This window comes from Chloracidobacterium sp. D (assembly GCF_018304685.1).
GTDB classification, from domain to species: Bacteria; Acidobacteriota; Blastocatellia; order Chloracidobacteriales; family Chloracidobacteriaceae; genus Chloracidobacterium; species Chloracidobacterium thermophilum.
This window is the reverse complement of sequence record NZ_CP072634.1, coordinates 521051-535817: the sequence shown is the minus strand read 5'-3', so window position 1 is coordinate 535817 and position 14767 is coordinate 521051. Positions and strand designations below refer to the sequence as shown.

16 protein-coding genes are annotated in these 14767 nt (G+C 63.5%); 11 read left to right on the top strand and 5 right to left on the bottom strand.

From position 1 onward, the window contains the following. Position 1 precedes the first annotated feature (1 nt). Complete coding sequence (locus J8C01_RS02320) at positions 2-1186, bottom strand: cysteine desulfurase family protein (RefSeq protein WP_371821094.1); 1185 nt, start codon at positions 1184-1186, stop codon at positions 2-4. Between the two features lie 34 nt (positions 1187-1220). Continuing rightward, positions 1221-1925, bottom strand: a complete 705-nt coding sequence (locus J8C01_RS02315) for a lipid-binding SYLF domain-containing protein (protein WP_249355468.1) — start codon at positions 1923-1925, stop codon at positions 1221-1223. Between the two features lie 203 nt (positions 1926-2128). On the opposite strand from J8C01_RS02315, the gene J8C01_RS02310 reads away from it, so the two are divergent. From J8C01_RS02310 to J8C01_RS02260, 11 genes are all read left to right on the top strand, one after another. Then, positions 2129-2680: a NuoI/complex I 23 kDa subunit family protein gene (locus tag J8C01_RS02310; protein ID WP_211422591.1), complete on the top strand. Its 552-nt coding sequence runs from the start codon at positions 2129-2131 to the stop codon at positions 2678-2680. Between the two features lie 35 nt (positions 2681-2715). Beyond that, positions 2716-3735, top strand: coding sequence for an RNase adapter RapZ (gene rapZ / locus J8C01_RS02305; RefSeq protein WP_014098965.1), 1020 nt, complete (start codon positions 2716-2718; stop codon positions 3733-3735). A 326-nt stretch (positions 3736-4061) separates the two neighbouring features. After that, positions 4062-4640 (top strand): hypothetical protein, encoded by a 579-nt coding sequence (locus J8C01_RS02300; RefSeq protein WP_014098963.1) that lies wholly within the window; start codon positions 4062-4064, stop codon positions 4638-4640. Positions 4641-4695: 55 nt separating this feature from the next. Further along, positions 4696-5625, top strand: a complete 930-nt coding sequence (locus J8C01_RS02295) for a retropepsin-like aspartic protease (RefSeq protein ID WP_211432243.1) — start codon at positions 4696-4698, stop codon at positions 5623-5625. 125 nt (positions 5626-5750) lie between these two features. Further along, entirely contained in the window at positions 5751-6302 is a 552-nt protein-coding gene (locus tag J8C01_RS02290) for a type IV pilin protein (protein ID WP_211432242.1), read from the top strand. A 58-nt stretch (positions 6303-6360) separates the two neighbouring features. After that, positions 6361-6744, top strand: coding sequence for a peptidoglycan-binding domain-containing protein (locus J8C01_RS02285; RefSeq protein ID WP_211432241.1), 384 nt, complete (start codon positions 6361-6363; stop codon positions 6742-6744). Positions 6745-6859: 115 nt separating this feature from the next. Further along, a complete protein-coding gene (gene thiS, locus J8C01_RS02280) occupies positions 6860-7063 on the top strand; it encodes a sulfur carrier protein ThiS (protein WP_249355467.1) in 204 nt (67 codons plus the stop codon). Positions 7064-7200: 137 nt separating this feature from the next. Then, the gene (locus J8C01_RS02275) at positions 7201-7986 is read left to right on the top strand and encodes a thiazole synthase (protein ID WP_014098958.1); all 786 of its coding nucleotides are present in this window, start codon (positions 7201-7203) and stop codon (positions 7984-7986) included. A gap of 3 nt (positions 7987-7989) precedes the next feature. Then, positions 7990-8757: an SDR family NAD(P)-dependent oxidoreductase gene (locus J8C01_RS02270; protein ID WP_014098957.1), complete on the top strand. Its 768-nt coding sequence runs from the start codon at positions 7990-7992 to the stop codon at positions 8755-8757. Between the two features lie 200 nt (positions 8758-8957). Next, positions 8958-10448, top strand: a complete 1491-nt coding sequence (locus J8C01_RS02265; RefSeq protein WP_211432239.1) for a FecR domain-containing protein — start codon at positions 8958-8960, stop codon at positions 10446-10448. Between the two features lie 143 nt (positions 10449-10591). After that, complete coding sequence (locus tag J8C01_RS02260; protein ID WP_211432238.1) at positions 10592-11344, top strand: MBL fold metallo-hydrolase; 753 nt, start codon at positions 10592-10594, stop codon at positions 11342-11344. On the opposite strand, the gene J8C01_RS02255 is transcribed toward J8C01_RS02260, so the two are convergent. From J8C01_RS02255 to J8C01_RS02245, 3 genes are all read right to left on the bottom strand, one after another. Continuing rightward, positions 11341-13551, bottom strand: a complete 2211-nt coding sequence (locus tag J8C01_RS02255) for a PAS domain S-box protein (RefSeq protein ID WP_211432237.1) — start codon at positions 13549-13551, stop codon at positions 11341-11343. The genes J8C01_RS02260 and J8C01_RS02255 overlap by 4 nt on opposite strands. A 56-nt stretch (positions 13552-13607) precedes the next feature. Next, a complete protein-coding gene (locus tag J8C01_RS02250) occupies positions 13608-14105 on the bottom strand; it encodes a suppressor of fused domain protein (protein WP_211432236.1) in 498 nt (165 codons plus the stop codon). A 68-nt stretch (positions 14106-14173) separates the two neighbouring features. Then, the gene (locus J8C01_RS02245; RefSeq protein WP_211432235.1) at positions 14174-14719 is read right to left on the bottom strand and encodes a hypothetical protein; all 546 of its coding nucleotides are present in this window, start codon (positions 14717-14719) and stop codon (positions 14174-14176) included. Between the last annotated feature and the right edge of the window lie 48 nt (positions 14720-14767).

Genomic DNA, 14767 nt, shown 5'->3' with positions numbered 1-14767 from the left:
TTCAGGCAGCGACGGACTGACGGGACAGACGCTCCACCGTCTGGGGCAGCACTTCCAGCACCCGGGCGATGTCAGCCGCCGTCGTTTCCTGGCTCAGGCTAACGCGGATGGAGCCACGCACCCGCTCCGGCGGCAACCCCATGGCGCGCAGGACATGGCTCGGCTCGGTCGTGCCGGAGGAGCAGGCCGAACCCGTTGAAACGGCAATGCCGGCAAGGTCAAGGGCGATGACGAGCCGATTGGCATCAAGGCCGTCAAATGCAAGGTTGGTCAGGTTGGGCAAACGTGGTGACGCAGCACCATTGATGACCAGCCGGGGCAGGCGCGCGTGCAGCCCATGTTCGAGTTCATCGCGCAGCGCACGGACGGCTTCCATCTGGTCAAGCCGTTTGGCGGCCAGCTCCGCCGCACAGCCCAGCGCCACGATGTGGGCAACGGCTTCCGTTCCGGCCCGGCGGCCGCGTTCCTGTTGGCCTCCAAGCTGCTGCGCCGCCAACCGTACGTGCCTGGCAACGTACAGCGCGCCGATGCCTTTGGGCGCATGCAGTTTGTGGCCGGAGAGCGAGAGCAGGTCCACTTTCAGGTCACGTACGTTGACGGGAATTTTGCCGACGGCCTGCACAGCATCCGTATGCAGAAAAATGGCTTGTCCACGCTGGCGACGTTCCGCGACCAGCGCCCCGATGTCGGCTAGGGGCTGTAGTGTGCCGACCTCGTTGTTGGCCAGCATGACCGTCACCAGGCAGGTGTCGTCAGTCAGCGCCTGGGCTACGTCGTCCACCGTCACGCGCCCGGCCGTGCCAACCGGCAGGTATGTTACCCGAAAGCCGGCCGCTTCGAGCGCCTGACAGGGAGCCAGCACGGACGGATGCTCAAAGGACGTGGTGACGATGTGGTTGCGGCGAACGGCATCACCATAGGACTCAACCACACCCCGGATGGCCAGGTTGTTGGCTTCCGTTCCGCCGCTGAGAAAGGTGATTTCAGCGGGTTCGCTGCCAATGAGTGCGGCCACCTGCCGGCGGGCGCGTTCAACGGCCGACCGGGCCCGCTGCCCAAAGGCGTGCACCGATGAGGCATTGCCGTACTGTTCGGTCAGATACGGCAAAAAGGCCGCCACAACTTCCGGCAGCACGCGGGTCGTGGCGGCATTGTCAAGGTAAACGGGTGACAACGACAAAGGCATGATTGAGCTTGTTTCCGAAAGCGAAACATCCCGGTCAACCGGCGTACCGCCGGAGGGCGGCATACAGCCGGGTGGCCTCTTTCGGGCGCGGCAGCGTGCCTTCGACGACTTCCCGGCTGGCCACGGTGCGCCCGTAAATGGCTTTGTTGGCCTCATCATCCACCTGCAGGGTCGCGCCTTCCAGTGACAACCCCGCAAAGACGCCCTGTGAACGCGAGTAGCTGAGAATCTCGGCCTGCATCTGGATGTCCGTCCCCGCTTTGAGGTCACGCCCCACAGGGCCAGCCGCCACCGAGGCATCCGCGCCGAGTTTGAACTTGTTGGAAGCCAGTTTTTCAATCCCGCGACGGTTCATCACCAGCAGGATGACATCCGTGCTCTGACCGCCGATTTGCAGGCCGAAGCTGCCGCCGCCCAGCGTGACAAAGCCGGGCGGACCCCACTGCCGGTTGGGTTGGCGCACGACCATGACGCCCCGGCCAAACTGTCCACCCACGATCAGGGCACCTTTCTTGACGCCCGGAATGAACACCAACCCTTCACACTGGCGCAGAAAATCCGGCGACAGGCCCTGGTCAGGCGCGCGCATGATTTCGGTCAGTATCTCTGCTGAACGGTCGAGCCGTTCGCGTACCTTGCGGTCAATTTTGGCCACGGCTGCCGGGGTTGAAACGCTGCCGACCAGCAGCGGCGTTCCCACAAGCAACCCGGCCACAACCGTTCTTAGCCATCCATGCATTACCGGGTACCTCCCTTGAAATGTGTGCCTGCAAACAGTTTGAAAGCTTTCAAACGCTTTCAATGATGCTGGCACAAGTCAAATCGTTGGCAAAAATGCCGGCGATACCCCCACCAGCAGTCCCGGAAGGCTATACCACGCTTTCACGCGGTTCAACCTCCACGCCGGCCCGGCACTTGCAATTCCCAAGAGGAAAAACACTTATGACGACAACCGCGCCCACCAGACGCAACTGGAAGCAGACCCTGGAGCGTTTCTTCATGCTGGATTTGCTCAAGGGCTTTGCGCTTACCTTCAAGTACACCAAAAAGGTACTGACCGAACCCCGTGGCACCGGCGGTGACCCGCTGCGCGGCGCTTACACGGAGTTTTACCCAGAAGAGCGTCCCAAGGTCAGCGAGCGGTTTCGTGGCGCGCCACGTCTGAACCTCGACCCGGCCACCGGCGACACGCTGTGCATTGCGTGTAACCTGTGCGCCCTGGCCTGCCCGGAAAACTGCATCAATGTCGGCGCTGTCAACCGCGTGGTCATGGAAGACGGCAAGCCGAAGAAGAAGAAAGTTCTCGCCACCTATGTCTATGACACGTCGCGCTGCATGTTCTGCGACCTGTGCGTGGAAGCCTGCCCGACCGACTGCATCGAGCTGACTCAGGAGTTTGAGCTGGCCAGCTACAACCGGGCCGGCATGGTCTGGGACCGCGAACAGCTTGAAAAAGGACGGGAAATCGTCCGCTATGGACGCCAACTGAACTGAAACCCAACGTAACACTGCCAGTCACGCCGTTCGGGATGCCTTTCAGAGGCATCCCGAACGTTTTTGTTGGCGGCACCTTGCCCAATGTGGCTGGCACGACACAGGATGTGGCCAGCACGCTGATTCCCCGCCCGGCCGGCCATTTTGGATTCGTGATGCCGCGTCGCCCCAAGTCTCCCCCGCCTGCGCCGCCAAACTTTGTGGTCATCACCGGACTAAGCGGTTCCGGCAAACAGTCGGCGCTCAATGCCTTGGAAGACCTGGGCTACTTTGGTGTGGACAACCTGCCGGTGGCGCTGCTGCCGACCTTTGCCGAACTGTGCCGCCGTTCGGAAGGCGGACTGTCCCGCGCGGCCGTCGTGGTGGATGCGCGGGAACCGGCTTTTGTCGCCGCCTTTCCGGCGGCCTACACGCGGCTGCGTGAACTCGTCAGCCACGTCCGGCTGCTGTTTTTTGAAGCCACTGACGACGTGCTCATGCGCCGCTACAGCGAAACCCGCCGCCCGCATCCGCTGGATACGGCGAACCGCCACACGCGCGGACTCCGCGCCGCCATCCAGGCCGAACGGACGCTGCTGGCACCGGTCCGCGAACTCGCCGACCGCATCATTGACACCTCCGGGCTGACCATTTACGACCTCCGCCGCCAGCTCGGAGAAGCCCTCGGTGCCGGGCAGACGGCCCGCATGCGCGTCCTGCTGCTGAGCTTTGGTTTCAAACACGGCATCCCGACGGAAGCCGATCTGGTGCTCGATGTACGCTTTCTCAAAAACCCCCACTACGTTCCCGAACTGCGCCCCCTGACCGGCAGGGACGCGCCCGTTACCGATTTCCTGCTCGCTGACGAAGAAGTGGTTGAAACCCGCAACCGCTTTGCGGAACTGCTGGCCTTTGTCGTCCCGCGCTATGCGCGCGACGGACGCAGTTACCTCACGATTGCCATCGGCTGCACGGGTGGCAAACACCGGTCGGTGATGATGGCCGAGGCACTGGCGAAAGAAGTCCGCAAGCTGCGTTTTCCCGTGCGCGTCCGGCACCGCGACATTGCCAAGTGAAGTCCCCCGACCGGAGTCTTTCCCTGCCCTTGTTCATCTGCACCAACTGGAGTACGTGCCTCGGTGTCATACACGAAATCGTGTACCTCACCACGGCCAGACACGGGCCCTGCAATCCCTGCTGTGGACAGGCTGAATGTAGGCAACAAACGGGCAAGACTGAAAAAACCGGAAAAACGACGGAACAAAGTATTTTCCAGCCCGGTTTTCACAGCTTCCCGGTGCCTTGCTTCCGGTCTGACGTGCTGGCGTGGCACGGTGTTTGTCCTTCCAGTTGTCGAGGTTGACGCCCCAAGCATCTTTTGACCGACGACGGAGGACTCTCCATGGACTTCAATTGGCTGAAACATCCCCATACACTCAAGCTCACGGCCGGGGCTTTGGCTATGTTTCTGGCAGGCGGCGGCGCGGGTGCGCTGTTGACCCGTTCCGGCTTTCCGCCCGTTTCTGGACCAGCGCCGGCATCCGCGCCGCTGGTCCTCCCGGTGCAGACGCCGGTTGCCCAGCCGTTACTGCCAGCCGAAGGTAGGGTGCAGATTCAGGGGCAGACCTATCGCCTCGTTCCAGAGGAAGCGCCAGCCGCGACACCAGCGCAACCGGCCCCGACGGCCGTGGAGGACAACCCACCGGTCAGACAGGTACGCCAGAATGGCAACCGACGGACGGGGCGTGCGCCGGTCAACAGCCAGCGCGCCTATTACAACTATGACAACGCCCCGGCGGCCCGGCGGCAGCCGTCCTGGTGGCAGCGCAACGGGCGGGACGTCGTGACGATTGCCGGCGGTACCGGTCTCGGTGCCGGAGTGGGCGCGATAGCCGGGGGCAAGCGCGGCGCTGCCGCCGGGGCTCTGGCCGGGGGCGGCGGCACAGCGCTGTACATCTACGGTCTTCGTCCCCGCAACTGATACATGGCCGGGGACGGGCAGGATACGACGTGGATGAAAACCAAGGAGGTAAAGAATGTCACGGCTGACGTTCTTCATCCGTTTACAGCCTCTGTGGTGCGCCTGGTTAGTCATCCTGACCCAGGCAAGTCTGCCCCTGGCAGCCATACCAAAACGAAATACCACGTATCGGCCCGCGCCGGTCATCTGGCAGGAAGACCGGCGCGGCCTGTGTGTGACGGCCTGGGTCAACGACGCCGGGCCGTTTACGTTTGTGCTGGACACCGGCGCCGGACTTACCCTGCTGTCGCCCCGTACGGCGGCACGCGCTGGCGTACGCGAAACCGGCCGCACGTTGCGGCTCCAAGGCACGGGTGCGGGCGCAGGGCACATCCACCGTCTGGTGACAGCCCAAACGCTGGCGCTTGGACAGCGCAACAACCGGCTGCCCCGCGTCGGGCGCCTGGTCGTTGTGGAGACGCTGCCGCCCGATGTGGATGGCATTCTCGATCCAACCGAAGTTTTTGGAGACACTGGCTACGAACTCGACTTTCCCAACCGGACACTGGCCCCACTAATACCCCAGCAGACCCTGGGAGGAACGGTCGTGCGCTGGTTGCCCGAAGCGGGCGGAAAGCGTCCTTTCGTGGCGCTCAACGGCCGGGAACCGGCCCTGATTGACACGGGTTCGGGTTTTGGGCTGGCTATTCCGGCTTCCAAAGCGGCGGCCTTTGGCATCCAGCCGGAGGTTCCGGTCGCCGCGCGCCGCCTGCGGGACATCACAGGTCGCACACTCCAAGTCACGCGGGTGTCACCGGTGAGTGTCCGGCTGGAGCCATTGTACCTGGAACGCATCCCAACCGACCTGCTGCACGGCACAGACCCTGCAACGCCCCTTCTCCTTGGGCGTGACGCCCTGCGCCCCTTCCGTATTGCCTTCGACCTGCGCCAGCGCCGCCTCATCTTCTTCCTTCCGCCGCTGCCCCCATTGGTTGGGCGGGACTGAAAAGACCGGCGGCTGCGCCACAGCCCGAAAGTACCTCTCACCAGCAGGATTCAGGCTTGTTTCCGGTATTTCCCCTTCGTTACCATTGCGCCCCAACAAACATTTCCATCCAGGGTTTCAGGTGGGTGCCGGTGCAGCGTGGGCAGCGCCGTATTTTTTGCACGGGACTTGGTGGTGCCCGCGGCCGGGTTCGGGCGCGTGGGGCCAGTGCCGTTGAACTGCTCGTGGCTGTGGCCATCCTTGGCATCCTGCTGGCGCTGTCCGTTCTGGCCTACCGGTGGGTAGTGGTGGTCGTGGCTGAACAGCGGGCGGTCAAAAACATCCAGACGATGGTCACGGCCCAAACGGCGCACCATGCCATGCACGGGCGGTTCGGCACATGGGAACAGCTTATTGACCACCTGGGTCTGCTGGATGGTTTTGAGCGTCGGTTGGACGGGGTTGCCGCCAGTGAGGTCATTGGCGATGGCTGGTACGGCTACAGCCTGCGTTTTGAAGCCAATGCGGCGGGCTTCACGCTCGACGCCGACCCGCTTCCAGCCCATGCACGTCGCTGTCGGCGCTTTCGCTACCGCCTGCGCGCGACGGTGACGCGCCGCCAGACCGGGATGATTCTCGTGGCGTTGCCGAGTGTGGACCCGCCACCCGAACCAGCCTATCAACCTTTCAACCCCTGACGGTTTCAACTGTCAGGACACTTCATCTGGATTTCTACACCCCAAGGAGGATTCTTCGATGTTACGCAAATCCCTGCTTCTGGCTCTGTTGACCGCTTTCATCCTGACCGGCTTTGGCAGCCCGACCTTCACCGCGGCCCAGGAAGCCCCGGCGGCTGAAGAAAGCGCCAAGCCAAAGAAGAAAAAACCCCGCGCCAACAATCCCAACACTGATTACGGCAAGGCCCAGCAGATGCTCAAGGACGCTGGCCTGTACCAAGGCGAGATCACCGGCTACAAGAACCCCGAAACCACCGAGGCGCTGCGCAAGTATCAGGAGCAGAACGGTCTCAAAGTGACCGGCACGCTCAACAATGAAACCCGCGAGAAAATGGGACTTCCCAAGCGCAAGCCGCCAGTCAAAAAGAAAGAGGAAGGCAGCCCGACGGGGCCACAGTCATAGCCCAAGCCATCGTCACCTGGGTGGTTGGGTGATGTGACCGGTTTGAAAACCACAGCGGTTTCGGCGTAATGTTTGGTGTCGCCGAAACCGTTTTTCTTTGCTGCTCTTTGCACCCATGACCGTCACCATCAACGGAGAACATCAAACGCTTTCGGAACCGGCGACCCTGGCCGAATTGGTCGCCCGGCTTGGTTTCACGGATGCCCGGCGGATTGCCATTGAACGCAACGGTGAACTGGCACCGCGGCCCAGGTGGGCGGACATTCCGGTGGAAGAGGGCGACCGGATTGAGATTGTCCACTTCGTCGGAGGCGGATAACCCCGGGAGCGCGGGCATTCTTACTTGGGAGTGCGGGCATCCTGCCCGCTTACTTGGGAGCGCGTTACCTGGGAGCGCGGGCGTCCCGCCCGCGGGAGCTTTTGGTACCCCACCCTGCCCACACTAGGGACAAACCTATGACAGACAACCTGGTGATTGCCGGCCGTACCTTTCGTTCACGGCTCATGATCGGCACCGGCAAGTATCCTGATTTGGAGACCATGCGCGCCGCACACCGCGCGTCGGGGGCGGAAGTTGTCACGGTGGCTGTCCGGCGCGTCAACCTGGCCGACCGTTCGGCCGGCTCGCTGATGGACTACCTCGACCTCGACCGCATGCTCATCCTGCCGAACACGGCCGCATGCTACACCGCCGAGGAAGCCATCCGCACGGCCCGGCTTGCCCGTGAAATCCTGGACACCCCGTGGATCAAGCTGGAAGTCATCGGGGACGAAAAAACCCTCTTTCCCGACAATGCCGGACTGATCGAAGCCACCCGCGTCCTGGCGAAGGAAGGCTTCATCGTACTGCCCTACTTCAACGATGACCTCGTGGCAGCACGGCGACTCATAGACGCCGGCGCCGCCGCCATCATGCCGTTGGCGGCCCCGATTGGTTCGGGCCTTGGCATTCAGAACTTCACGACGCTGCGCATCCTGCGGGAAATGATCACCGATGTACCGATTATCGTGGATGCCGGCGTTGGCACAGCGTCCGATGTTGCCATTGCCATGGAAATGGGCATGGACGGCGTACTGCTGAATACCGCCGTTGCCACGGCCCAGAATCCGCCGCTGATGGCTGCTGCCATGAAACACGCCATTGAAGCCGGGCGCATGGCCTATCTGGCCGGACGGATGCCGCGCCGCCTCTACGCCAGCGCCAGCAGTCCCCTCGACGGGCTGATCGGTTCGCGTCCGTAGCCCATGTTCCGGCTCGACGGCAAGGTAGCCCTCATCACCGGCGGTTCCAGTGGCATCGGACGTGCCATCGCCGAACTGTTTGCCGAAGTCGGCGCGCGCGTGGCGATTGTGTCGCGGCGACTGTCGGCCGGGCAGGAAGCCGTTGCCCACCTGACGCTGATGGGCGGGCAGGCGATTCACATCCAGGCGGATGTCACGCAGGAAGCCGATGTCAGGCGCAGTCTGGAAGCAACGCTCGACCGCTACGGGCGGCTGGATGTGGTCGTCAACAACGCCGGCGTCAACCGCCGGGTCAGCCTCGAAGCCACCACGGATGATGACTGGCAGATGACCTTCGATGTCAACGTCCGGGGCGCTTTTCTCTATGCCCGCCACGCCATACCGCACTTCCAGGCACAGCGGCAGGGCTGCATCATCAACATTGCCGGCCTGTTGGGCGTCAAGGGCGGGGCGGGCGCCTCGCCGGCCTTTGCCGCCTCGAAAGGCGCGCTGGTGACGCTGACGAAATCCCTCGCCGTGCGCTACGGGCGCGACGGCATCCGCGTCAACTGCATCTCACCCGGCTTCGTCCCGACCGAAGGCAACCGGCAGCTTATTGATGACGCGCCCGACCCGGCTGCCCGCCGGCGCGAGTTTGAGGCCGGCTATCCCCTGGGCCGCCTGGGCCGCCCGGAAGATGTCGCCTACGCCGCTCTGTATCTGGCCTCCGGAGAGGCCGGCTGGGTGACAGGCATCAATCTCGTCGTGGACGGCGGACTGCTTGCCCGATAGCTGGGAAGAGAGAGCAGCGCGCCGGGCGGAAGCCATTCCAGCCGGCGCGGCTTGAATGTGTCCGGCTTCTTGTGCCACAGTGTGTAACACCGCATCCAATGTTCCGCAACCGCGTCGGAATATCGCTTACAACGCCTACGCTGGAAAACGCCATCGTTTCCGGAAGACGCAACCATCCCCCCCCACGGAGGTTTCTGGGTATGCAGCGATCTATTCTCACACTGACGTTATTGGCTGGTGCCTGGACGTTCAGCGCAACCGCCGTCAGCGCCCAAACGACCCCCCCGGTGCCAACGACGGAAGTCCCCATCCGCGGCGCCAACACGGTGAGCCTGCCGGAACAGTTCATCGTTTCGGCCAAGGCCGGCACGATCAACTTCATCGAAGGCACGGTCACAAGCAGCCGGGCCAAAACCCCGGACACCTGGCGCGGCGTCAGCCTTGGCGACCGTCTCAAAACCGGTGATCGCCTGCGCACGAGTTCGGAAGGGCGGGCTGAAATCCTGCTCAATCCCGGCTCCTACCTGCGCCTCGACGGCGACGGGGAAATCGTCATGACCAACCCCAACCTCGACGCACTGGCGGTGGAAGTCATCTCCGGGAGCGCCCTGTTTGAAGTCACCGGGACCGATGGCACGGAACTTCTGCTGCGTATCCTCACGCCGAACGGCACGGTGAATGTCGTGCGGAACGGTCTGTACCGCGTGACCGTCCCACGGGAAGGCGCACCGACGGTGGCCGTGACCAAGGGCCGGATTACCGTCGAGCAGGCCGGACGCTCGCTGCCGGTCAAGGACAAGCAGCTTGTCACCCTCGATGCCACGGCGGTGACAACGGCCAAGCTCGACAAAAAAGACCGTGATGCCTTCGATGAATGGAGCCGCAACCGCGCCAAGACCCTGCGGGATGCCAACGCCCGCCTGCGCGACCGGGACGTACTGGCGGCGTTCAACGGCTGGCGGCAGAATGGCGCGTATGGCTTCGGTTTTGCGCCCTTCTTCGGTCTCTGGCTCTTTGATGCCCGGCTGGGTGGCTACACGTTCTTTCCGTTTTACGGTTACTGGAACTCACCCTACGGCTTTGCCTACGGCACGAACTGGGGGCTGCCGTGGGATATGTACCGCCCCACACTCTTCAATCCAGCGCCGCCCACTGCGCCGATGAATGGTCCCGGTACGGTTGCCGGACAGCCGGCTGGAAAGCCGGCCGCACCGGGCGAGACACCTATCGAGCCAACGGCACCCGGTGATGGTTCTCTGGGGGAGACATCCTCACCAACACCGCGCCCACCACTTACGCCAACACCGCGCCCCCCACTTACGCCAACACCGCGTCCACCGCTTACGCCAACACCGCGTCCACCGCTTACACCGTCACTGCAACCGGCAGCCAACTTGGGGGATGATGACTACCTGCCGGCCCTGCCGCGCCGGGAACTGCCCTCGCCGGTGGCGCGTCCCACCTTCGATGACGGCGGCTTCGGCAAGCCCGGCTATGACCTCCCCATGCGCGGTGGGATGATGCGCGGTGGCATGACGCCTGACTACGGCGGCTCAATCCTGCGTGGGGGCTACGGCGGCGATGCCGGACCGGGGATCAGTCCCGCGCCCGGCGGCGGACTGCGCCCGGCCGCCCCGGTACGCTCCGGCGGCGACGGCCAAACCCGCACCCAAAGCCCTGTCGTCGAGTGACGACGCCTGACACACGAAAACCCGCTGGCGGCCGGTTTTCCGGCCGCCAGTTTCTTTTCAACCAGTTTTTTCCGTCCCTTCCGGAGAGTATTGTTGACCGGCGCGCCCCCATCCGATGCACACACTGAAGTATCCGCAAAACGATGGAAATCGAATTTCTTGGCACTGGCACGTCCGTCGGCATCCCGATGATTGGCTGCGACTGCCCCACCTGCACCTCGGACGATCCACGCGACCGCCGGTTGCGCGTCTCACTACTTGTCCGCCATCAGGGAGCGCAAATACTCATTGACCCTTCGATTGATTTCCGCCAGCAGGCGCTGCGCGCCGGGTTGAAGTCGCTCGATGCCGTCCTCATCACCCACGCCCATGCCGACCACGTGTTCGGGATGGACGACCTGCGCGCCCTCAACTACCGCCAGGGCGCTATCCCATGCTTTGCCAGCGCCGAAACGTGGCACAACCTGTACCGCATGTTCAGCTACGCCTTTGGCCCGGCTGGGCCTTCGAGCCGTCCGCGGCTGGTGCCTCACATCATCGGCGGCGATTTCACCCTCTGCGGCCTACATGTCACACCAGTGGCACTGCCTCACGGCGACATGACGACGCTCGGCTTCCGCCTCGAAAACTTCGCCTACATTACTGACTGCAATGCCCTTCCCGATGCCGCCTGTGAACAACTGCTGGGGCTGGAAGTGCTGGTGCTCGACTGCGTACGCTACAAGCCGCACCCCACCCATCTGCACCTCGATGCGGCGCTGGCCTACATTGCCCGGCTGCAACCCAAACGCGCCTACCTCACGCACATGGCGCACGACATCCGCCACGCCGAACTGGACGCCCGTCTGCCGCCGGGTGTCCGGCTGGCCTATGACGGTCTGCGGCTTGTGGTTTAGGAAGGCGCACCTGTCGGCCGGAACAACCCCTGCACCGCCCGATAGAGCTGCTTCACAGAAAAGGGCTTCTGAAGCCGCCCAAGCCGTACGCCGGGCGGCAGTTCCGGCAGGTCTTCCTGCCCCGGCAGCCCGCTGATGAGCAGGAACCGTTCACACAGGCCACGGTTTGCCAACTCCGCTATGATCTGTGGCCCTGTCACGTGCGGCAGCGACCGGTCAGTGACAACCAGCGCCAGCGGTGAACCCAGGCGTTTGGTCAGTGGAATGGCTTCCGCGCCGTCCTGCACGTGGTGAACCGTTTTGAAGCCCATGTCCGAGAGCGTTTCGGACAGGAACGCACCCAGTTCGGCTTCATCCTCAACGATCAGCGCCGTGGCATCTGCAGGGAGCACCGCCGAGAGCAGCTTCACCTCACCCGAAGCTTCTTCAGCCGCCGGCGTGCCTTGCACGAGTGGAAAGAACAGCCCGATGGTCGTGCCCTCCCGGGGAGCTGAATCCACCGTGATGAAGCCGCGGCTTTCACCCACAAAGCCATAGACGGTTGCCAGCCCCAGGCCGGTGCCCCGACCCACCTCTTTCGTCGTGAAAAACGGCTCGAAGATGCGCTGCTGGGTCTCGGCATCCATCCCCACACCTGTATCGCTCACCTTCACGAACACATAGTCGCCCGGCTCCGGCGGGTGGGCATAGACGACACGCGCCGTCAACTGCGTGAGTGCGTTGGTGACGGTCTGCTGCCCGACGGTGACGGTCAGGTGCCCACCGGTCGGCATGGCGTCGCGCGCATTGAGGATGAGATTGAGCAGCGCCTGCGAGAAGCGGCTGGCGTCGAGATGGGCCAGGAGACTTTCGCCGGTCAGCGACGCCAGAGACAGATCATCCACCTCGATTTCGGCGGGAAGCAGGCGACGGGCCATATCGAGCACTTCCTGGGCGGCGCGGCATACGTCGAGTATCTGGGGCTGCCCGTCGCGCTGGCGTGAAAACACCATGAGTTCCTGAACGAGTTCGCTTCCGCGCCTGACGGCGCGCAGGATGCTTTCCAGGCGGCGCAGAAGTTGCGGGGAATGAGCGACATCCCGGCGGATCATTTCGCCGTACCCCTGGATGATGGCGAGCAGATTGTTGAAGTTATGGGCAATCCCGGCCGACAACTGCCCCACGGATTCGAGCCGGGAGCGTTGGCGCTGCTGGGCTTCGATGCGGCGGCGCTCGGTCACATCGCGCTGGACGGCCACCCAGTGGGTGTAGTAGCCGGTCTCATCGGCAATCGGCACAATCGCCAGCTCGGACCAGAACGGGTGCCCATCCTTGCGGTAGTTGATGAGTTCAATCGTGATGGGCTGCCAGTTTTGCAGCGCCTGCCGAATCCGGGCGCGGGCTTCCGCCGAGGTTTCCGGCCCCTGGAGCATGCGTGGCGTCTGCCCAATGGCTTCGAGCGCCGTGTAGCCCGTCATCTGCTCAAACGCCCGGTTGACGTAGAGAATCCGCGGCCCGGGCGGATCAATCGGCTCGGCTTCGGTCACAAGCACGGCATCGTGGATGTTGTCCAGAACGGCTTCAAGCAACCGGATGTGTTCCCGGTAGGCCACATCCTCGGTCACATCCCGTGAAACCATGAACACCTGCGTCACCTGCCCGGCGGCATCGCGACGCGCTTCGCCACGGCACTGCCGATGGCGCACCCCCTGCGTGGGATGCAGCAAGCGGAACTCCTGGAAGAGTTCCGCCCCTTCCGCCACGGTACGGGCATAAGCAGCAGCAACCCGTTCCCGGTCATCCGGGTGAACGAAGTGTGCGATACCCAGGTTTATGTCTGTCACAGTCTCTTCCCGCGACATCTCCAGTTCGGCCAGCGCCCGGTCTGACCATGACAGGTATTGACGCTGGACATCGTACTTCCATGTTCCGACGCTGGTCAGCCGCTCCAGGGAGGCAAAGTCTTCCCGGAGGGCGGCATACCGCGCGTCGTACTGCGCCAGAACCTCGGCCAGAAACGATGCGGCGCGCTCCTGGGCCACATCATCCCGCCCCTGAAGAAGCCGGGTGTGAAGCCGGATGAGGTCAGCCGCCGGCGGCCAGGCATCGGCTTCCCAGGACTCAAAAAAGGACGGCAGCGCCGGCTGACCGGCGAGTGCGGCTTCCAGAGCCTCAGCATAAGCTGTTTCATAAGCGAATTCCGATGAGGTGGGGGGTAGGTTCGACATAGGGAAACCTCAGTGGGTGGTAGGTGAGACTGGACAGTCAGGACGCATCGGCGTCTTCAGCGTGGCTCAAGCAGGTCAATACCGTTGGCGCTGGCGTATTCGCGCAGGGCTGAAGCGCCTTCCCGCCGCAAAATGAAACTTTCGTATTCGGTAAGTGGAATGACGTAGAGCACCTTGACGGGCCCCTGGGGGTCATCGAGGGTGTCCGGGTCGTCATCAGTCAGGGCCGGGTGCAGCCAGACTTCCCGGCAGTGCGTAAAACCGGGAACGCCGGTCGGGACTTCCACGCGCGTCTGCCAGTCGAAGGCCGTCTGTGGCTGGCTGGCCGCAGTTGCCAACTGCGCCAGAAAGGCCGCGGCCTCAGTTTGTCCGGCAGGCGGGAGTGGACGCTTGATCATCCAGTGCAGCTCAAAGGGTGTGCCATCTGGAGTCTGCGCCTGGTCAGACAGGCCCAGCGTGTTGAAAGCCGTGGCCAGTCCGCCGGGGTCTTCCCAGACAGCGACGTGAAGCGATCCCAGCGCCGCCATGCGGTTTGGATGGCCCCAAACTTCCACAAGTCTGAAAAACAACCGGCGCATTCTGGGCGTCGGGGTTGACGTAGCAACAGAGGGCATCCTGTCACTCAGGGGGACGCCGGCGGCGGTGTGACGGCTTCGACGATGCCGCGCCGGATGATGACTTCACATGGAGCGCCCACGCGAAACCGGGTAAAGAGTTCCGCCGGCACGGGATGTTCATACACCTTCGGGCTTTTGGATGACCGGACACGCACAAGATACCGTTCCGTGCGCTTGCCGGCGCGGTAATCGGGACCCGGCGGCAACGCCGGCCAGCGTGGGTTGGGCGTGGCGTCGGCTTCGGTCAGCTCACGGACTGCCACCCACCGCTCGTCTGTTTCTCCGGGGGCTGGCGGCTGCCGCTGTTCGAGTTGGATCGTCCGCTCCCATTCCAGCCCGACGACAGTCATCGTGGTTCTCTGGGGTTGGAAGGCATAGTAGAGCAAGCCCCCGAAAACGACCACCACCAGCATCAGGACACCACCCACGGCCAGCAGCAGCGACTTGAGCGGAAAGCCGGTGTCCGGCGGCGCGGAAGGCCCTGAAGGAACGGGAGCGGGAAGGCTCTCGCCGGAAGGCAGCGGCAGGTCAGGCTCGGAGTAGGTCATCATGTCAATCCAAGGCAACAGGCGATGTTACGGCCTTCGGGCATTTTGCCG

Coding starts and splice junctions, on each gene's coding strand:
- J8C01_RS02320 (WP_371821094.1), bottom strand. CDS start 1,186: ATGCCTTTGTCGTTGTCACCCGTTTACCTTGACAATGCCGCCACGACC.
- J8C01_RS02315 (WP_249355468.1), bottom strand. CDS start 1,925: ATGCATGGATGGCTAAGAACGGTTGTGGCCGGGTTGCTTGTGGGAACG.
- J8C01_RS02265 (WP_211432239.1), top strand. CDS start 8,958: ATGCAGCGATCTATTCTCACACTGACGTTATTGGCTGGTGCCTGGACG.
- J8C01_RS02285 (WP_211432241.1), top strand. CDS start 6,361: ATGTTACGCAAATCCCTGCTTCTGGCTCTGTTGACCGCTTTCATCCTG.
- J8C01_RS02295 (WP_211432243.1), top strand. CDS start 4,696: ATGTCACGGCTGACGTTCTTCATCCGTTTACAGCCTCTGTGGTGCGCC.
- J8C01_RS02270 (WP_014098957.1), top strand. CDS start 7,990: ATGTTCCGGCTCGACGGCAAGGTAGCCCTCATCACCGGCGGTTCCAGT.
- J8C01_RS02260 (WP_211432238.1), top strand. CDS start 10,592: ATGGAAATCGAATTTCTTGGCACTGGCACGTCCGTCGGCATCCCGATG.
- J8C01_RS02310 (WP_211422591.1), top strand. CDS start 2,129: ATGACGACAACCGCGCCCACCAGACGCAACTGGAAGCAGACCCTGGAG.
- rapZ (WP_014098965.1), top strand. CDS start 2,716: ATGCCTTTCAGAGGCATCCCGAACGTTTTTGTTGGCGGCACCTTGCCC.
- J8C01_RS02255 (WP_211432237.1), bottom strand. CDS start 13,551: ATGTCGAACCTACCCCCCACCTCATCGGAATTCGCTTATGAAACAGCT.
- J8C01_RS02300 (WP_014098963.1), top strand. CDS start 4,062: ATGGACTTCAATTGGCTGAAACATCCCCATACACTCAAGCTCACGGCC.
- J8C01_RS02275 (WP_014098958.1), top strand. CDS start 7,201: ATGACAGACAACCTGGTGATTGCCGGCCGTACCTTTCGTTCACGGCTC.
- thiS (WP_249355467.1), top strand. CDS start 6,860: ATGACCGTCACCATCAACGGAGAACATCAAACGCTTTCGGAACCGGCG.
- J8C01_RS02245 (WP_211432235.1), bottom strand. CDS start 14,719: ATGATGACCTACTCCGAGCCTGACCTGCCGCTGCCTTCCGGCGAGAGC.